Source organism: Ruegeria sp. HKCCA5426 (genome assembly GCF_013034585.1).
Lineage (GTDB): Bacteria > Pseudomonadota > Alphaproteobacteria > Rhodobacterales > Rhodobacteraceae > Ruegeria.
Genome location: NZ_WQGH01000023.1, coordinates 1 through 17,194, shown reverse-complemented (window position 1 = coordinate 17,194; position 17,194 = coordinate 1). Strand labels below are relative to the sequence as shown.

Genomic DNA, 17,194 nt, shown 5'->3' with positions numbered 1-17,194 from the left:
TGGCCACAAGAGAGCAAATGATCGCAAAAACAACTGAGCTGAATAAGCGCATTTTCGACACCCTCATGGGAACTGAGTATGTTGCCACTCGATCTTATTATGAGGTTCGAATAATTGAACTTGTTGCAACGTAAGTTATTTCAAGAGTGGTGCTTTCTAGAAACAGAGCAAACAGTCTGTGAATGCGCCCACTCTGTCGCTGTAAGCAATGCAACTCCCATGCATCGAATATTGCCTGTCGCCCCCTGATGACGAAGCTCACCTTCTTGCGGGCGTATCTACAGGCGGGTTGGGTGCGGTCATTCCGCAAGTTGCGCATCGAAACAGCCAAAAGCTACGTTCTGAGCAGTGGGTCACAGCTTAGTCGCGCGGAACGCCTTTGGCGTGTCCGGCGGCATCGACCACGCGTTCGTCACCCGCTCTTATGCACTGTGCCGGGAATTGGCCCCCGAGTTCCTTTCTGGGAGATGTCATCCAATAGGCCCGTTGCCAGGGCGTCATTTCACAGGGCAGCGCCTTGAGGACTTTTTCCATCAGCGGCAAAGGGGTCCCGTCCTCGGCGAACTGAAACGAGGGGAAGGCGTCAGTCCCGTCATGGGGCACGGACATTATTTTTCCCGTTCTCTTCCAGATATCTCCGATCCTCGTGATCTGCCAGGATCCGTTCTTCCATTGCGCATGAACCGATGCGTCATCCAGCAAAGGGTATTTCTGCGCGAACTCGTTTCTTTGAAGGTCAGTGGTGGCGCTGCAATGCGCGCCAATATGCGAAGGGTACATCTATCAACTCATAAAACTCATTAAACATTCTCGGATCATAATGCCCGAAAGTGATTCCCGGCAAAATGAAACTGATCACTCAGCAGACTCAATTTCTTAGCGTGGCGCGAAAACACAGTTTGATGGGGCGTCCAACGCAGCGGTCTGACAATAGGCTAAGGCATTGGCGCGTTGGAATTTGATCCTAGCTGCCGTGTTCTTTCAGAAAGGGTCCGATTTCCTGAAAGAACTCATCAAACCCCGCATGACCCCGGATCATGCAATGGTTCGAACCGGGAAGCTCGACGAACTCGGCTGTGGGAATTTCACGCGCAGTTTCCCGGCCTTCGCTGATCGGGGCGGCCAAATCGCCCTTTGCGTGCAGGACCAGCGTTGGGACACGAATGCCCTGCGCATCGGCGCGCGCATCTACATGGGCGTTCATTTCCATGATGCGAAGCGCCGTTTCAGGGCTGGCGGAAATGCGTTGCATTTCATCAAAGCTGGCCCCTTCTTCCGGCGTGGCATCAGGCATATAGCATGACGTAAAGAAGTGGCGGTAAACCGGATTGGGTGACCCCCAGCCGGTCGATACCATGGCGCGTGACGCTTCATAGAATTGCTCAGCCTCTGCGTCACCGCGAGACATACGCCCTCGGACGTAGCCTCCGAGAAGGACAAGAAACTTGACGCGCTCGGGGTATTTTGCGGCAAACCGGACGGAAAACGCCGAACCCTGACTGATCCCCAACAGCCCGAAACGCTCCAGCCCGGCGGCGTCGGCAACGGCGACAATGTCATCAATCATCCGGTCCTCGGATATGTCGTCAACGTCCCAATCGGACAGGCCATTGCCCCGCTGATCGAAACGAACCAGTTGGCACAGTTTCGACATCTCGGACAGGAAATCCCCCCAGACCGGGCTGGTCCATTCGTATTCGATGTGGTTGAGCCAGTTCGGAGCCTTCAGCACAGGCGTTCCCTGCCCGGTGCTTGCCCATGCAAGGTTGACCCCATCCTGTGACCGGCAGAACTTGACGCGCTGCTGCAGCGAAATGTCGGGCGCTTTTCGTTGCCGGGGCGCTTGTGGCGACCAGTGCCAGACACGGATCGGACGGCTGATATTCTTGACACGTTGGCCGCCCATGTCCCGAAACGGGGCATCGACCCTGTCTTGGACGGCCTGATGCACGATATCAGAAACGCAGACACCGCCCGGTTCCGCAAGACCTTCCAGTCGCGCCGCCACGTTCACCCCGTCGCCGAATATGTCCCCGTCATCGAAAATGACGTCGCCCAGATTGATACCGACGCGAAACCGGATTCTCTGATCGTCCTCCAGTTCGGTTTCGTTCTGGTTCATGGCCTTCTGGATATTGACGGCACATTTGACCGCGCCCTGCACGGACTCAAACGTGGCAAGCATGCCGTCACCGGTGGTTTTCACGATACTGCCACGGCTGCGTGCGATTTCGGGGTCGATCAATTCCCGGCGGTATTTTTTCTGACGAGACAGGACGCCCAGTTCGTCAAATTCCATTAGCCGAGAGTAACCCACCATATCGGCGGCAAGGATGGCCGAAAGCCGCTGTTCCATATCCGTCTCCTCCAGAACGCCAGCGAGAAGGTGCAGTTCAATGCGACCAGTATACCCGAAATCCGCCCGCGCGGGGTTTTGATTGAGGTAGAGAGCTATCCGTACTGGATAATGACAGCTTCAAAATCCCCGGGGCTGGTGACAATGGTGTGGTGACCTTTGCCATGGGTATCTTCCATATGCCACACGTCCCCAGGGCCGATATCGCGTATGTCGCCATCGCTTGCGGTAACCCGAACAGACCCGGACAGGCAGACAAGCTTCTGCGCGACAGGCGTTGGATGGACGGGTTCGTCCCACCCGGATTGCAACCGTAGAAACATAAATTGAGTGGCAGGCTCGGGGTCAGATACTTCGATGGCCTTGGCAGGCGGGGCAAAGCTGCGTTCACGCAGCGGGACGTCGATGTCGGTCCAATGGCTTTCCCCGTCAGCGTCGGCATACAGCTTGAAATACTTCATGGCTTTGCTCCTTCCTGTACTGGGCTAGCGTGCCGGGTCGTTCTGTCCCTAAAGCTGTGATCCGATGGGCAGAACCGCAAAGAAGCCGGCCAGAATATGATCCCATACGGACCCGGTCGGTTCCGCATCATATTCCGCTATGGTGCCGTCCTCGTTCTGGGTGGTCCATTTCAACTGGCCGGCCCTTTCGATTGTGACGCTGTAGGTATAGGCTGGCAAAGCGTCATCAAGCGCGGTCATGGTCTGCGTGGTCAGCGCGGCCGAGTCGATCAGAATACCCATTTCGGTGTTGATGTTGACCGATCGCGGATCCCAATTGAAAGACCCCACGAATAGGTAACGGTCATCTACCATAAACGCTTTGGAATGCAGGCCCGAACGTGATTGCGCCCAGTTTATGCCCCGCCGTTGAACCTGATAGGCGTCTGGGCGCAGCTCGTAAAGCTCAACCCCGCCGCGCAACAGGGCGCGGCGTTTCTTGGCATAGTGGGCATAGACCGGGGCGACATCGTTGGAGGCCAGCGAATTGGTGACGACTTTAACCTCGACGCCGCGGTTTTCCATCTCGGTCATCCATCTGACGCCATTATTGCGCGGCACGAAATAAGCCGAGATAATATTCACCTCGCTTTTGGCATCTTCGAAATACGGCAGCAGTTGCGAGGCAAGAATGGGGTCCGTGCTGTCTGCACCGGCCGCTTTGGACGGCGGGTCGGCGTAAAGCTGTGCGGGAACCCAATCCAGCCTCAGCGCCCCATCCGCAAAGTTTTCTTTCGCTGATCTGCGCAAGGCTGATCCATAGGGCGTCGGCTTTGCCTCCTCCACAAGTTCGGTCAGGCGGATACGGGCGTCGCTTAACGAAATGGTTTCGGGGTCTTCGATGACAACGCGCGCTGGGACCGCAAAGTCGCTGTTCCAGTAGGCATCAAAGCTGTCCGAGACCTGACGCACGACAGGGCCTGCCGCAAGCACATCAAGGTCTGCATAGTTCATTTCTTCGCGGGCCAGAAAATATTCGGCGCCAATGTTGCGACCACCTACGATGGAAAACACATTGTCGGCGGTCATCGACTTGTTGTGCATGCGGCGATTGATGCGTTTGAAGTCGGTCAGTCCGGCGACCAGCAGACTTTGATCCCGCCAGAATGGGTTGAACAGGCGAATCTCGATATTCTCGTGCTTGTCCAACGCGGCCGTCATCGCGTCGTAGCTGGACGTGTCCATATCATCCAGCAGCAGGCGGACTCGCACGCCCCTGTCGGCGGCCTGCAGCAGGCTGGCGGCAAACAGGTGCCCCGTCGTGTCATTGTGCAGCAGGTAATACTGCGCGTCGATTGTCTGCTCTGCAGCTGAGGCAAGCAAAAGGCGCGATACAAGCGCCTCTTCTCCGTCACTGATGAGCTTGACGCCGGACCGACCGTCCCTTGGGTCGCCCAGTCGTTGCGCCGTTTGTGACAAGCTGCTGTTCGGGCGAGCCGAAACCGAAGTTGTTACGGTCTTTTCATATGTCCGTTGTGTTTTGGCACAGGCGGCCAGAACCACGGCGCACAAAAACAGACCCCCAAATAACCGCGGCTTCATGCAAGTCCTCCAACCATCCTGTTGATAGTGACACGGTGAAGGGGAGGTGTTGCAAGTCTGTTCCGGGTTTTGCCCGGCGTTTCCGGGGCCGTTGTCACCTGGGCGCAATGCCTTGGTTCAGGACAGGTCTTTGAACATATAGGTTGTCGGCTCCAACCGGTTTTCGAACGGGTTCCGGCAATAATCCGGTATTTCCCCGGCGATCTGAAAGCCAAGGGATTGATACAGGATAAGCGACGGGTCCGTGCTGCGCGTATCCAGAACCAGCATCGTTCGACCCAGTCGTCGCGCCCGTTCTTCTAGGGCGGCCATCAATGCGCGACCCAGCCCTTTGCGTCGGGCTTTAGGGTGAACCAACAGCTTGGCCACATCTGCCCTGTGCGGCTGGTTAGGCATGGTCGCGGGTATCAGTTGCACGGTCCCTACAACCCGGCCTGCGTCCCGTGCGGCAAATACGTCCAAGGCACCTGATTGCGCGCTGGGCCACACGTGCGTTCGCCAATAATCCCGTGCCTCATCCGGTGAAATGGGTAGAACGAATCCAACGCTGGCGCCGTCCTGTACGCAGGCATGTAGGATGTCGGACAGATCGTCCAACGCTTCGTCGAGTTCCCTTTCCACAAGCCGTGAGATCATATTAGCACCAACAAATATCGTGCACCCCGGGTCGCGGGCGTTTCAAATCGCGTGGGGCCGGACAGGTGATACCGCAGGCAGTCCCCCCCGGTGAGCGTATGTGCAACGCCATCCACGCTCAGGGTCAGGGCACCATCAAGAAGGATCAGGTGATGTTCCTGCCCAGGTTTGGGCGGCGTGTCATAAGTGATCACTGTGTCGGGTGGCAGGTGCCCCTCCAGCACTTCGCCACTCAGCCCGGTGGCCGGAGGCGAGACAGACCGGCGCGTGAACCCGGTTTCCGGATCACGCCATTCCGGTTGATGTTCAAATGGCACGCGAGGTTCAAAACTGTCCTCGACCATCATCAGCAGGCGCGACATCGGCAACCCGTAGGCGGCGCAAATCCGGCCAAGCGTTTCTGCAGAAGGGCTGACATCACCCTTTTCCATGCGGGACAGCGTTGCCCGGCTGACCCCGCTTTGATCTGCCAATTGGTTCAGCGATAAACCCCGCGCGCGGCGCAGCTCATTCAGCCTTTTGGCAAGGCGATGCGATATGTCATGCATCATAATCAAAAGTGAGAAAAATTTTCATATATGAGAAGTATGCTGAAAACATAGCAATATCAACAAAAAAGGGCGCAGAATTCTCTGCGCCCTTGTTCGTGACTTTGTTGGACTGATTACTTCCAACCAACTTCGTTGAAGATTTTCTGCGCCTCGGGGATGTTCTTGGCGACTTCGGACAGGTTCACCTTGTCTGCTTTGAACTCGCCCAGCGATGCGACGTTGTCGGCCAGCGCCACACCTTCCACGGCGGGGAATTCATCATTGCCGTTCGAGAAATAAACCTGCGCTTCCTCACCGGCGAGATATTCCAGGAACTTTACCGCGTTCTCTTTGTTCGGCGCGTGGGCGGCAACGCCTGCACCCGACAGGTTCATATGCGCGCCTTCGGCGTCCTGTGCGGGGAACTGCACGCCGATCATGTCGATATCTGCGCTCAGGCCCTTCACATCTTTACGCAGCGCGCGGGCGAAGTAGTACGAGTTGGAAACGGCGATCTCACATTCACCCGAGACAATCCCGCGTAGTTGGTCAGTATCACCGCCCTGCGGGTCTCGTGCCATGTTTGAAACAACGCCTTCGGCCCATGTTTTTGCGGCCTCGGCACCGTGATTGGTGATGATCGATGCCAACAGGGTCTGGTTGTAGGTGTTGCTGGACGATCGGATGCAGACCAGACCTTTGTATTCCGGCTTGGCCAGATCCAGATAGCTGGCGGGCGGATTCGCGACATCGGCCTTGTCAAAGAAGATGATCCGCGCGCGCTGTGAGAAGCCGTACCACTGGTTGTCTTCGTCCTGTAGATTGGCCGGGATGCGTTCTTCCAGAACCGCGCTGTCGATCGGTTGCAGGATGCCGGCGTTCTTTGCGCGGGCCAGGCGCGAGGTGTCCACGGTCAGCAGGATATCGGCGGGCGAGTTCGCGCCTTCGGCCTCCATACGGGCGATCAGCTCGTCGGCCTTGCCTTCGATACGGTTGATGGTGATGCCGGTGGCGTCTTCGAAATCGGAATAGAGGCGCTCGTCAGTGTCGTAATGGCGCGAGGAATAGAGGTTCAGTTCCCCCTCGGCGGCGGCGGAGGTTGAAATCAGGGCCGTCAGAGCGGCGGCAACGCATGTAGAGGATTTCAGCATCATATGTCCCAACAGTGAAATTTCGTGCCGGGCTATAACCCGACTGATTTGGTCAATTAAACGATTCTCAGGGGGATGCAAGGTAATCTGACAAATTTACTTGGGAAAATGATCGCTGATACGGGTATTTACCGTGCCTGGGTTTTTCGTTTTTCTTGGTGGCGGGCCCGGAAACGGCTAAATTGCCGGGAAGCTTCCAGGTGATGACTGCGGATTGTTTGTACTGAGCGCCATGCGAAGGGGCACATTTGATGACGGAAACGCTGGCTGAAAAGCTGGAGAAATCAAACCTTGGTCACTGGATGGCCCGGTTCGAGGGATTTATGGTTTTCATTGGCGTCGTCGGCCCGTTTGCAACGCTGCCGCAGCTCATGAAGCTGTATTTCACGCATTCCCAGCACGCAAGCGGTCAGTCCCTGTTGTCATGGTCCCTATACGCAGTGCTTTCGATGCTGTGGTTTTTCTACGGTCTGGTTGTGGGAAAATTACCGATCTATGTGGGCAACGGAATTTCAATGGTTCTCAACATTCTGATGGTCATCGGTATCTTGATCCATGCAGGGATCACGTTCTGACCTGCCAACAAAAAAACCGCGCTCGGAGGCGCGGTTCTTTCTATTCGAATTAAGCGGTTCTTAGCCCTGGCGAGCTTTGAACTTGCGCTGCGTCTTGTTGATCACGTAGACGCGGCCTTTGCGACGCACAATCCGACAATCACGGTGCCGGTTCTTGAGCGAGCGGAGCGAGTTCTTGACCTTCATGGGTCTGTCTCCAATCTGCGGCGCCTTCATCAAAGACGTGGCCAGCGCCTGGGTTAATCGGGTGCCCCGGATAACCGGAACAGTGAAATCATGGTGGGCGGTACAAGGATCGAACTTGTGACCCCTTCGATGTCAACGAAGTGCTCTACCGCTGAGCTAACCGCCCACTTACCTTTGCGTGCCCTGCCCCATAACGAAATGGGGCGCGGAACCCCGCGCCGGTAGCGGGGTCTATAAAAGGAGTCGCAAAGGGGTTCAAGGGGTTTGGAAGAACTATTTTCCGGTCTATGTTGGGCGCGAACAAGGAGTCGTTATGCAGAACACAGCCTATGTATTGGATTTGCCCGCCAAGCGCACGTCTTGTGTTGTGTTTTCCTCTCCTCATAGCGGTCGGAATTACCCGCAATCGTTGCTGCAGCGGACGGTTCTGAGCCGGGATGTGATTCGATCCTCGGAAGATGCCTTTGTGGATCAGTTGTTTTCGCCCGCTGCCGAATGTGGCGCGCCGCTGATCTCGGCGACTAAACCCCGCGCCTATCTGGACCTCAACCGCAGTGCCGAAGAGCTGGACCCGGCTTTGATCGAAGGCGCGCGCCGTCAGGGTCACAATCCTCGGGTTACATCGGGGTTGGGTGTGATTCCACGCGTCGTTGCGAATGGGCGCGCGATTTATCGTGGCAAGCTGACGATGGACGAAGCGCGTCTGCGTATCGATACCTGTTGGCGACCCTATCATGCACGCCTGAAGTCTTTGCTGAAGGAATCGCTGGATTCTTTTGGACAGGCGATTTTGATCGACTGTCATTCAATGCCGCATGAGGCGGTCGCAATGGCAGGGACCAACAGCACCCGCCGACCACAGATTGTTTTGGGGGATCGGTTTGGCGCGTCTGCCTCGCCCGAGATTGTGGATCGGATCGAAGCGGCGTTTGTCTCGGCCGGGCTGACGGTCGCCCGGAATGCGCCGTTCGCGGGAGCCTATGTTACGCAAACGTATGGGCGGCCCGGACGCAATCAGCACGCAATTCAGATTGAGATCGACCGGTCGCTTTATATGGACGAAACGCGGATTACGCCAAACGCCAATTTCGCTCCGTTTCGGGAAACGCTGCGGCAGGTCATCATGGAAATCTCACAGATTGGCGACGAGTCTGTGCGGCTGGCCGCGGAGTAACCTCATCGTAAGGCGCGACCCTTGACGATGGCGTCGGTTCCGAAGCGACGCCGGATTTCGTCCGTGGCGCGTTCGGCTTGCGATCGCTGGGATGCGCCCGGATCCAACAAGTCGCCCGAGATATCAGCCTGATCTTCAGAGCAGAGATCGGAAATGCTACATCCCAACAAGCGATACGGACCTTGATCGCCCACCTGATCGAACAGCCCGCGCGCGGTGCGGTAAATACGATCCGCGATCTGCGTTGCATCCCGCAGCGAAACGCGCCGGGTTAGTACTTTGTGGTCGGCTTTTTTCAGCTTCAGGGTCACGACGCGCCCCGCCAGCCCTTTGGCTTTGGCCCGGTCAGCCACTTTTTCCGCCATGCGCCACAGGTGGCCATCCAGAATATCCAAATTGGCCGTATCTTCAAAAAACGTTGTTTCGTTGCTGATGGACTTCATCGGTTCATGCGCGGAAACACGGCGTTTGTCCTGCCCGCGCGCCAGATGCCAAAGCCGATAACCCATTGACCCAAAGCGCGCGGTCAGCGCCTCTTGGTCCCAGCGCAACAAATCCGAGAATGCGCGGATACCGGCGCGATCCAGCGACTCTTGCGCGGCGGGGCCGATGCCCCAGATCAGGCGGACGGGCTTGTCGTACAGAAAGGATGCCGTTTCCGCCTGCCCGATCACCGAAAACCCGCGTGGTTTGTCCAGATCCGAGGCAACTTTTGCCAGGAACTTGTTATGCGACAGCCCGATCGAACCTGTGACGCCCAGTTCATCCTTCATACGCTTTACAAGGCCTGCCAACATTACTGCAGGCGGCGCACCGTGCAGGCGTTCCGTGCCAGACAGGTCCATGAACGCCTCGTCCAAGGACAAGGGTTCGATCACGGGGGTGAGCTCATCCATCATGGCGCGTATCTTGCGCGAAACCTCGGCGTAAACTGACATGCGGGGCTTTATCACGACGGCCTCCGGGCAGAGTTGCAGCGCCTTGAACATCGGCATCGCCGATCGCACCCCGCGGATGCGAGCAACATAGCAGGCGGTTGAAACAACACCGCGTTTGCCCCCGCCGATGATCACCGGCTTATCCACAAGTTCCGGGTTGTCCCGTTTTTCGACCGAGGCATAGAAAGCATCACAATCCATATGCGCAATTGACAGGTCGAACAGCTCTGGATGCGATTTGATCCGGGGGCTGCCACAGGCACCGCATCGGTGAGCATCCGAGGATATGGACAGGCAATCTCGGCAAAAGCCGGGCATCGGGCACTTCCCCTAAACGTCAGTGCAAATCGGAGGGTCACTTATACCACTCTGCCTCGTCGGGCAAAGCGCGGACAGGTGCAAATCGTGAAAATTGTTTTCGAAAGAAGACCCCCCGCAAGTGGGCGGGGGGAGGTAACGGACCTCAGGAAGATACGGTCCGCGGGGAGTATCACAAGCCTAGAATCGCGCAAAAACCCGCGTTTCGATAGGACCTAGATCACATAACGAATTCTCGTATTTTTCATGTGTGTTTTGGGGCACAGGGACGATTTGGCGCGGAGCGCGGGAAAAGTGACGTGAGGTCAAGTTGTTGTCGGTCGTTTTTGTGCGATTTTCCGGGCGGTTCACTCGGTCCGTGGCCGTGGCTCCAAAGAAATTAACATGCCTATTTTTTAGTCAGCCGCGGTTGGGCTTGGCTGCTTGAAGCTATGAAAGTTCGTTCAGAATCGCGTCAGCGGCGGCTTTGGGATCGTCTGCGCGATAGATCGGGCGGCCAACCACGACGTGATCTGCCCCGTTAGCGATGGCGTTTGCGGGGGTGGCCACACGCTTTTGGTCGCCAAGCTCGGCCCCGGCGGGGCGAACGCCGGGTGTTACGATCAACCGTCCCTCGGATTGGGGCAGGGCGCGGATCAAAGCAGCCTCTTGCGGGCTTGCGATGACACCGTCCGCCCCGGCCTCAAGCGCGCGCGCGGCACGTTCAACAACCAGGTCCTGCACGTCACCGTCTTTCAGCAGGCTCGCATCCAGATCATCGCGGTTCAGCGAAGTAAGGATTGTGACGGCAAGGATCTTCAGGTCCTTGCCTGCAGCGCCTTCTTTTGCGGCGCGCACTACATGGGGATCTCCATGCACCGTCAGAAAGTCCAGATCGAACTGCGCCAGACCCCGAACGGCATTTTCGACGGTATTGCCGATATCGAACAGTTTCATGTCCAGAAAGATGCGTTTGCCATGATCTTGCTTCAGCTCATTGGCCAGCGCCAGCCCGCCGCCGGTCAGCATACCCAGGCCGATTTTGTAGAAAGACACCGAGTCACCAAGGCGTTCGGCCATGGCCAGACCTTGCAGCGCATTCGGGACATCGAGGGCAACGATCAGGCGGTCATCGGACATGGGGCGCTCCTTTTTGGCAAACGTCGGCGTCCTACCGGGTTTGGTGGCTTCTGTCCATGCAGGATAGAGGAGTGACTCAGATCACGGCACGGGGTGCTTAATGTGATATCATGCCCCTGAATTGCAGGAGCGGATTTGAGAATGAAACGGAATATACGACAACTAATCATGTTGGGTTCAGCCCTGGCATTGGCAGCGTGTCAGGATATGCCGCTGGAGGAAGAGGCGGCTGACATGGTGATCAAGACCCCGACCAACGACAATCTGCGTTTGGTTGGGGGTTATCGCTCGACCGACGACGATTGCCAGTTGACCGGGGAAACGGCCTTTACCATCGACTTCCTGGATGACGCGGCTGATCTTGTGTCTTGCCCGACGGGCAGCGACGCAGCCCAATCGTTGGTTGAAATGTACAACGCGCGGGAAGTGGCTGAAACCGGAGGGTACAGGGTTTACACAATACCGCGCAGATAGGGGTTGAATCTGTGTTCAGCCTCTTGAACGGGGGCAGATATTTCCCAGATTGAATGTGAGGCTCTGACCGACGCATGCCGCCAAGCGGGTGCATCAAAACAGGGCGCTTGGAAAAGGAGATTAATATGGACTTGAACAAGTTCACCGAGCGGGCACGGGGTTTCGTGCAAGCGGCGCAGACCATTGCGATGCGGGAAGAGCATCAGCGCCTGACGCCCGAACATTTGCTGAAAGCATTAATGGATGACGATCAGGGACTGGCCAGCAACCTGATCACACGCGCCGGGGGCGCGCCCAGCCGTGTTGCAAATGCGCTGGACGCATCTATGGCACGCATTCCTAAGGTCAAAGGCGATACCGGGCAGGTCTATCTGGATGGCCAGACCGCCAAGGTTCTGGCTGAGGCCGAGAAAATCGCCACCAAGGCAGGCGATAGTTTTGTTCCTGTTGAACGCATTCTGATGGCTTTGTGCATGGTGAAATCCAAGGCCAAGGATGCCTTGGAAGATGGCGCTGTGACGGCGCAGAAACTGAACGAAGCGATCAACGATATCCGTAAGGGCCGTACTGCCGACACCGCGTCTGCAGAGGACGGCTATGACGCGTTGAAAAAATACGCGCGTGATCTGACCGAGGCTGCGGCTGAGGGCAAGATTGATCCGATCATCGGACGCGATGAGGAAATCCGCCGTTCGATGCAGGTTCTGTCGCGCCGGACCAAGAACAACCCCGTTCTGATCGGTGAACCCGGCGTGGGTAAAACCGCGATTGCCGAGGGTATGGCCCTGCGTATCGTCAACGGCGATGTGCCGGAATCGCTGAAGGACAAGAAGCTGCTGGCGCTGGATATGGGCGCGCTGATTGCTGGTGCGAAATACCGGGGCGAATTCGAAGAACGCCTCAAGGCTGTTCTGACTGAAGTCACCGAAGCCGCCGGTGAGATCATCCTGTTTATCGACGAGATGCATACGCTGGTCGGCGCCGGGAAATCCGACGGCGCGATGGATGCTGCAAACCTGATCAAACCCGCTTTGGCGCGGGGTGAGCTGCATTGTATCGGCGCGACCACGCTGGATGAATACCGCAAATACGTTGAAAAAGACGCGGCCCTTGCACGCCGGTTCCAGCCCGTAATGGTGCAGGAGCCCACGGTCGAGGACACGATTAGCATCCTGCGCGGCATCAAGGAGAAGTACGAGTTGCACCACGGTGTGCGCATCTCGGACTCGGCGTTGGTCTCGGCGGCGACGCTGTCGCATCGCTATATCACCGACCGTTTCCTGCCCGACAAAGCCATCGACCTTGTCGATGAGGCGGCTTCGCGCCTGCGGATGGAGGTTGACTCCAAACCCGAAGAGCTGGACCAACTCGACCGTCAGATTCTACAGATGCAGATCGAGGAAGAGGCGCTGAAGCTCGAAGACGACGCGGCCTCTAAAGACCGTCTGGAAAACTTGCAAAAGGATCTGGCCGATCTGCAGGAGAAATCCGCAGAGATGACCGCCCAGTGGCAGGCCGAGCGCGACAAGCTCGCGGGTGCGCGCGATCTGAAAGAACAACTCGACAAGGCGCGCGCTGATCTGGAAATCGCCAAGCGCGAAGGTAATCTGGCAAAGGCGGGGGAGTTGTCTTACGGCGTCATCCCCGAGCTTGAGAAAAAGCTGACCGAGGCCGAAAACGCCGAAAGCAACGCCATGATGGCCGAAGAAACGGTGCGTCCGGAACAGATTGCTTCGGTGGTCGAGCGCTGGACGGGTATTCCGACTTCGAAAATGCTGGAAGGCGAGCGCGAGAAATTGCTGCGGATGGAAGACGATCTGCATTCTCGCGTGATCGGTCAGGATGCCGCCGTCACCGCCGTCGCAAACGCCGTGCGCCGTGCGCGGGCTGGCCTGAATGATGAGAACCGCCCGCTGGGCTCGTTCCTGTTCCTCGGCCCGACCGGTGTAGGTAAGACCGAGCTGACAAAGGCCGTAGCGAACTTCCTGTTCGACGACGACAACGCGATGGTGCGTATCGACATGTCCGAGTTCATGGAGAAACACGCGGTTGCCCGTCTGATCGGTGCCCCTCCGGGCTATGTTGGCTATGACGAAGGCGGTGTGCTGACCGAAGCCGTGCGGCGCAGGCCCTATCAGGTCGTGCTGTTTGACGAGGTCGAAAAGGCGCACCCGGATGTGTTCAACGTGCTGTTGCAGGTTCTGGACGATGGTGTTCTGACCGATGGTCAGGGCCGCACTGTGGACTTCAAGCAGACGCTGATCATCTTAACGTCGAACCTTGGGTCTCAGGCGCTGAGCCAACTGCCCGAAGGTGCCGACAGTGCTCAGGCACGGCGCGATGTGATGGATGCAGTCCGGGCACATTTCCGGCCCGAATTCCTGAACCGTCTGGACGAGACCATCATCTTTGACCGGCTCAAGCGGGCCGATATGGATGGTATCGTCGATATCCAGATGGCACGTCTGCAAAAACGTCTGGCTGCTCGCAAGATCGAGCTGGCGCTGGACGACGGGGCCAAGGAATGGCTGGCGAACGAAGGCTATGATCCGGTCTTCGGCGCACGTCCGTTGAAACGCGTGATTCAGCGTGCGCTGCAGAACCCGCTGGCCGAGGCTTTGTTAGCCGGTGAGATCAAGGATGGTGAGGCCGTTCCAGTGACCGCCGGATCGGATGGGCTGATCATCGGGGATCGGCTGGGAACGTCTGAACGACCCAGACCAGATGACGCTGTGGTTCACTGATTTAAAGAACAAGAAAGACCCTCCTGATCGGAGGGTCTTTTTTTCTGCCCGGATCAAATTGCAGAAGTTCGCTTTTCATATGGGGTGGGCCACGCGGGAATAGGTTGGTTTCATCCCGACTTCGTCAGATCATCGCGAATATCCGTGCAGTCCCGCCAGTCCCCCCTTTATGTTTCGGCGCACAGTCGTGCGATCAGATCCGATACCGGAATTTCGTCGACGGAAGCCCCGTCAGCCGAAAAATCCAACGGCGCATCAATATGGGTACCCGTATGTTCGTTCACCGTCAGCTGTTGCAGGTTGAAACCGTATTAAGAAAACTTGAACACAGGCTATGCGGCGTAGCCGGGTTCGTCCAGATAGGTGGGAAAATCGGGGCTGATGGTATGGGTCATGTCTTTTATCTTGCCGTAACCCGCTGCCATCGCCATAGGTGCTGACGCGCTGGCGTCTGCTGCAGCCACCCCAGACGCAACTGCCGCTTTGAAGATCGACCTGCAGAGCCTTTTGGTGAGAACGTGTCCCCACGGCGATCAAATGCGTCTGTTTTTAGGAATGCACAGCCTCAACAAAAAACCCGCCAGAGAAGGCGGGTTTTTCCAGAGTCGGTTGGGGCTGGTACAGCCCCGTGTGTTGGATCAGGTGCCGTCAGGCGCCGGTCGGCAATGCGTTCAGGTCCTGTGCGTTGTTTTCATCCAGGTTCGTGTCTTCACCGATTTCCTCGCAGGTCACGGGGAAGGTTTCATTCGAGTCGCACCCGGAGATGGGGTAGGTTTCTTTCTCAGCGCATGCAGCGATAAACAGAACCAGCGACAAGCCCGCAACCAGTTTCGTTTTCATAATTCGTCCTTTCCGATCAAATTTGCCGTTTCATTCAAAGCGCGACCTCAGCGACCGATGTCCATTGGTCGTAAACTCCGTCCCTTCGCGCCTAGAAAAACGTAAGCGCAGGAACTGTGCGCTGTATGGCGTCAATATCAAGCATGACGCTAGGTCCCCTATATAAACAAAACGAAAAAACATAGCGGAATGGCCTGAATGCGTCACTTGGCCCGAAATTTGCATGTTGTCGGGTGTGATCCGCTTTTTGGATAAGGGCCAAGCACTCGGTCGACCGCCGTTTTCGTTACAGTCACTTCTCCCAATCGTGACGCATGTTGCCTTGGTCCTGTGTTAAGACCGACCTACCTGTTCCTTAACACTGGCCAATGACGGAGAAATACATGGCGCATCGCTGGACCAACATATTGACGCGGGCAGATGTCACCCCGCGGGCGGCCTTCTTGAATCGTCGCCAGGTGATGGCGGGGCTGGCCGGAGTTGGTTTGGCCGGGATGTCGCATAAAGCCAGCGCGCAGGAAGCGCTGGAGCCGAACACTTGGGAAGAAATCACCTCGTACAACAATTATTATGAGTTCGGGACGCGCAAGGATGATCCGGCCAAATATGCCCATTCCCTGGTGACGGAGCCCTGGAGCATCAAAATCGACGGTCTGGTCGACAGACCGGGCGAGTACGACTTCAAGGATGTAATGTCCGAGATGACCGTGGAAGAACGCATCTATCGGTTTCGCTGTGTCGAGGCATGGTCAATGGTCATTCCATGGAATGGATTCGAACTGTCGGATTTGTTGAACATGGCCGGTGTGCAAGAGGGTGCCAAATTCGTGGCGTTCGAAACGGCATACCGTCCGGATGAAATGCCCGGTGTCCAATACCCGGTTCTCGACTGGCCCTATCGTGAGGGGCTGCGGCTGGATGAGGCGATGCATCCGCTTACGATCATGGCAACCGGTATTTATGATCGCCCAATCCCGAACCAGAACGGGGCTCCTTTGCGTCTGGTGGTGCCGTGGAAATACGGGTTCAAGTCCATCAAGTCGATCGTGCGCATTACTCTTTCGGATGTTGAGCCGCCGACCAGTTGGAACATGGCCAATCCGCGTGAATATGGGTTCTATAGCAATGTGAACCCGAACGTAGATCACCCGCGCTGGTCTCAGGCGTCAGAGCGCATTATTGGCGGCGGGCTGTTTTCGAAACGTATTCCGACGCTGATGTTCAACGGCTATGAGGCCGAGGTGGCAGGTCTTTACGACGGCATGGATCTGTCGGAATACTACTAAGCGCATGCAGACCGTGAACCAGATACTCCGCCGGGTGCCTGTATGGGCCGTCTACGTGCTGGGCCTGATCCCGGCACCGTGGCTGTTCTATCAGGGTCTGACCGGAGGGTTGGGTATCGATCCAATCGAGGCGCTGGAGCATCGGTACGGAGAGTTGGCGTTGCAGCTTTTAATCGCAGTGCTTGCTGTTTCTCCGCTAAGGCGTTTTGCAGGTCTCAATCTGCTTAAGTTTCGACGTGCATTGGGTGTGCTGACATTTACCTATGTCAGCCTGCACCTGCTGGTGTGGCTTGTTCTGGATGTGCAGTTGCCAAGTCAGATTTGGGCGGACATCCTCAAACGTCCCTACATTACGGTTGGCATGGCCGGGTTCCTGCTTTTGTTGCCCTTGGCCCTGTCTTCCAATGATCTGTCGGTACGCCGTTTAGGTTCACGTTGGCGCGCCCTGCAGCGTCTGGTCTATCCGGCTGCGATTTTGGGTGGGTTGCATTACGTGATGCTGGCAAAAGGGTTCCAGATCGAACCGCTGATCTATCTGAGTGTGATTCTGGCCCTTCTGGCCCTGCGTTTGCCACTTTCGAACCCGTTCAGCCGATTCCGACAAGCCGATTCCGCCTGATCGCTGACTGAGTCTGTGGGTAAGCTTGTGCAAAACCTGAGTCGCACATGAAAACGGTGGCCTGAGGTGTTCGTTTTGCAAGGCGAACATAATTCAATACTATGAAAATAAACAATAAATTCTATTCTCTGAGTTTTTTCGAATTTTTCTGAATTTTCCACTTGCGGCTTTGTGGGGTAAACCTTAGAACCCCCTTCACCGGCGCT

General features: G+C 56.7%; 19 protein-coding genes and 1 tRNA gene. 6 read left to right on the top strand and 14 right to left on the bottom strand.

All coding sequences use genetic code 11. The features are described 5' to 3' along the window. Nucleotides 1-360: 360 nt before the first annotated feature. The 7 genes from GOV87_RS20085 to GOV87_RS20055 form a co-directional block, all read right to left on the bottom strand. Nucleotides 361-780 (bottom strand): hypothetical protein, encoded by a 420-nt coding sequence (locus GOV87_RS20085; protein ID WP_171212941.1) that lies wholly within the window; start codon nt 778-780, stop codon nt 361-363. A gap of 184 nt (nt 781-964) precedes the next feature. Then, nucleotides 965-2,356 (bottom strand): alpha/beta fold hydrolase, encoded by a 1,392-nt coding sequence (locus tag GOV87_RS20080; protein ID WP_171212940.1) that lies wholly within the window; start codon nt 2,354-2,356, stop codon nt 965-967. A gap of 95 nt (nt 2,357-2,451) precedes the next feature. Continuing rightward, nucleotides 2,452-2,817, bottom strand: coding sequence for a cupin (locus tag GOV87_RS20075; RefSeq protein WP_171126137.1), 366 nt, complete (start codon nt 2,815-2,817; stop codon nt 2,452-2,454). A gap of 48 nt (nt 2,818-2,865) precedes the next feature. Then, the gene (locus GOV87_RS20070) at nt 2,866-4,398 is read right to left on the bottom strand and encodes a phospholipase D family protein (protein ID WP_171212939.1); all 1,533 of its coding nucleotides are present in this window, start codon (nt 4,396-4,398) and stop codon (nt 2,866-2,868) included. 117 nt (nt 4,399-4,515) lie between these two features. Continuing rightward, nucleotides 4,516-5,034, bottom strand: a complete 519-nt coding sequence (locus tag GOV87_RS20065) for a GNAT family N-acetyltransferase (protein ID WP_171212938.1) — start codon at nt 5,032-5,034, stop codon at nt 4,516-4,518. Next, nucleotides 5,031-5,585, bottom strand: coding sequence for a helix-turn-helix transcriptional regulator (locus tag GOV87_RS20060; RefSeq protein WP_171212937.1), 555 nt, complete (start codon nt 5,583-5,585; stop codon nt 5,031-5,033). Before GOV87_RS20060 ends, GOV87_RS20065 begins: the two co-directional genes overlap by 4 nt. A 113-nt stretch (nt 5,586-5,698) precedes the next feature. Continuing rightward, complete coding sequence (locus tag GOV87_RS20055; RefSeq protein WP_171212936.1) at nt 5,699-6,715, bottom strand: Fe(3+) ABC transporter substrate-binding protein; 1,017 nt, start codon at nt 6,713-6,715, stop codon at nt 5,699-5,701. A 251-nt stretch (nt 6,716-6,966) separates the two neighbouring features. On the opposite strand from GOV87_RS20055, the gene GOV87_RS20050 reads away from it, so the two are divergent. Then, nucleotides 6,967-7,290 carry a SemiSWEET transporter gene (locus tag GOV87_RS20050; RefSeq protein WP_171126128.1) on the top strand — a complete coding sequence of 108 codons (324 nt, stop codon included), beginning with the start codon at nt 6,967-6,969 and terminating at the stop codon, nt 7,288-7,290. Nucleotides 7,291-7,350: 60 nt separating this feature from the next. On the opposite strand, the gene ykgO is transcribed toward GOV87_RS20050, so the two are convergent. Continuing rightward, a complete protein-coding gene (gene ykgO / locus GOV87_RS20045) occupies nt 7,351-7,476 on the bottom strand; it encodes a type B 50S ribosomal protein L36 (RefSeq protein ID WP_008755722.1) in 126 nt (41 codons plus the stop codon). 91 nt (nt 7,477-7,567) lie between these two features. After that, nucleotides 7,568-7,642, bottom strand: a tRNA-Val gene (locus GOV87_RS20040). A gap of 147 nt (nt 7,643-7,789) precedes the next feature. Here GOV87_RS20040 and GOV87_RS20035 point away from each other — a divergent pair. Next, nucleotides 7,790-8,650 (top strand): N-formylglutamate amidohydrolase, encoded by an 861-nt coding sequence (locus GOV87_RS20035; protein WP_171126126.1) that lies wholly within the window; start codon nt 7,790-7,792, stop codon nt 8,648-8,650. Nucleotides 8,651-8,652: 2 nt separating this feature from the next. Here the strand turns inward: GOV87_RS20035 and GOV87_RS20030 are convergent, their stop codons facing one another. Next, entirely contained in the window at nt 8,653-9,906 is a 1,254-nt protein-coding gene (locus tag GOV87_RS20030) for a DNA polymerase IV (protein ID WP_171212935.1), read from the bottom strand. A gap of 429 nt (nt 9,907-10,335) precedes the next feature. After that, nucleotides 10,336-11,025 (bottom strand): orotidine-5'-phosphate decarboxylase, encoded by a 690-nt coding sequence (gene pyrF, locus GOV87_RS20025; protein WP_171126122.1) that lies wholly within the window; start codon nt 11,023-11,025, stop codon nt 10,336-10,338. Between the two features lie 168 nt (nt 11,026-11,193). Between pyrF and GOV87_RS20020 the strand changes: the two genes are divergently transcribed. Both GOV87_RS20020 and clpB read left to right on the top strand, forming a co-directional pair. Beyond that, nucleotides 11,194-11,499 (top strand): hypothetical protein, encoded by a 306-nt coding sequence (locus GOV87_RS20020; protein WP_254447438.1) that lies wholly within the window; start codon nt 11,194-11,196, stop codon nt 11,497-11,499. Between the two features lie 125 nt (nt 11,500-11,624). Further along, nucleotides 11,625-14,243, top strand: a complete 2,619-nt coding sequence (gene clpB / locus GOV87_RS20015; RefSeq protein ID WP_171212934.1) for an ATP-dependent chaperone ClpB — start codon at nt 11,625-11,627, stop codon at nt 14,241-14,243. 167 nt (nt 14,244-14,410) lie between these two features. On the opposite strand, the gene GOV87_RS20515 is transcribed toward clpB, so the two are convergent. The 3 genes from GOV87_RS20515 to GOV87_RS20005 all read right to left on the bottom strand — a co-directional run bounded on the left by GOV87_RS20515 (nt 14,411) and on the right by GOV87_RS20005 (nt 15,083). After that, on the bottom strand, nt 14,411-14,527 hold the full coding sequence (locus GOV87_RS20515) for a cyclase family protein (protein ID WP_371808202.1): 117 nt from the start codon (nt 14,525-14,527) through the stop codon (nt 14,411-14,413). A 48-nt stretch (nt 14,528-14,575) separates the two neighbouring features. Continuing rightward, the gene (locus tag GOV87_RS20600; RefSeq protein WP_256369277.1) at nt 14,576-14,707 is read right to left on the bottom strand and encodes a hypothetical protein; all 132 of its coding nucleotides are present in this window, start codon (nt 14,705-14,707) and stop codon (nt 14,576-14,578) included. A gap of 184 nt (nt 14,708-14,891) precedes the next feature. Continuing rightward, nucleotides 14,892-15,083, bottom strand: coding sequence for a hypothetical protein (locus tag GOV87_RS20005; RefSeq protein ID WP_171126118.1), 192 nt, complete (start codon nt 15,081-15,083; stop codon nt 14,892-14,894). A gap of 383 nt (nt 15,084-15,466) precedes the next feature. Here GOV87_RS20005 and msrP point away from each other — a divergent pair, with 383 nt between their 5' ends. Continuing rightward, nucleotides 15,467-16,369, top strand: coding sequence for a protein-methionine-sulfoxide reductase catalytic subunit MsrP (gene msrP, locus GOV87_RS20000; protein ID WP_171212933.1), 903 nt, complete (start codon nt 15,467-15,469; stop codon nt 16,367-16,369). A gap of 4 nt (nt 16,370-16,373) precedes the next feature. Beyond that, entirely contained in the window at nt 16,374-16,988 is a 615-nt protein-coding gene (gene msrQ, locus GOV87_RS19995) for a protein-methionine-sulfoxide reductase heme-binding subunit MsrQ (RefSeq protein WP_171212932.1), read from the top strand. Nucleotides 16,989-17,194 lie beyond the last annotated feature (206 nt).

Bases quoted from the DNA above. Each gene is read 5' to 3' on its own strand.
- ykgO (WP_008755722.1), bottom strand. From the start codon at position 7,476: ATGAAGGTCAAGAACTCGCTCCGCTCGCTCAAGAACCGGCACCGTGAT.
- msrQ (WP_171212932.1), top strand. From the start codon at position 16,374: ATGCAGACCGTGAACCAGATACTCCGCCGGGTGCCTGTATGGGCCGTC.
- GOV87_RS20005 (WP_171126118.1), bottom strand. From the start codon at position 15,083: ATGAAAACGAAACTGGTTGCGGGCTTGTCGCTGGTTCTGTTTATCGCT.
- GOV87_RS20065 (WP_171212938.1), bottom strand. From the start codon at position 5,034: ATGATCTCACGGCTTGTGGAAAGGGAACTCGACGAAGCGTTGGACGAT.
- GOV87_RS20035 (WP_171126126.1), top strand. From the start codon at position 7,790: ATGCAGAACACAGCCTATGTATTGGATTTGCCCGCCAAGCGCACGTCT.
- GOV87_RS20055 (WP_171212936.1), bottom strand. From the start codon at position 6,715: ATGCTGAAATCCTCTACATGCGTTGCCGCCGCTCTGACGGCCCTGATT.
- GOV87_RS20060 (WP_171212937.1), bottom strand. From the start codon at position 5,585: ATGATGCATGACATATCGCATCGCCTTGCCAAAAGGCTGAATGAGCTG.
- GOV87_RS20085 (WP_171212941.1), bottom strand. From the start codon at position 780: ATGTACCCTTCGCATATTGGCGCGCATTGCAGCGCCACCACTGACCTT.
- GOV87_RS20080 (WP_171212940.1), bottom strand. From the start codon at position 2,356: ATGGAACAGCGGCTTTCGGCCATCCTTGCCGCCGATATGGTGGGTTAC.
- msrP (WP_171212933.1), top strand. From the start codon at position 15,467: ATGGCGCATCGCTGGACCAACATATTGACGCGGGCAGATGTCACCCCG.
- GOV87_RS20020 (WP_254447438.1), top strand. From the start codon at position 11,194: ATGTTGGGTTCAGCCCTGGCATTGGCAGCGTGTCAGGATATGCCGCTG.
- pyrF (WP_171126122.1), bottom strand. From the start codon at position 11,025: ATGTCCGATGACCGCCTGATCGTTGCCCTCGATGTCCCGAATGCGCTG.
- GOV87_RS20075 (WP_171126137.1), bottom strand. From the start codon at position 2,817: ATGAAGTATTTCAAGCTGTATGCCGACGCTGACGGGGAAAGCCATTGG.
- GOV87_RS20070 (WP_171212939.1), bottom strand. From the start codon at position 4,398: ATGAAGCCGCGGTTATTTGGGGGTCTGTTTTTGTGCGCCGTGGTTCTG.
- GOV87_RS20050 (WP_171126128.1), top strand. From the start codon at position 6,967: ATGACGGAAACGCTGGCTGAAAAGCTGGAGAAATCAAACCTTGGTCAC.
- GOV87_RS20030 (WP_171212935.1), bottom strand. From the start codon at position 9,906: ATGCCCGGCTTTTGCCGAGATTGCCTGTCCATATCCTCGGATGCTCAC.
- clpB (WP_171212934.1), top strand. From the start codon at position 11,625: ATGGACTTGAACAAGTTCACCGAGCGGGCACGGGGTTTCGTGCAAGCG.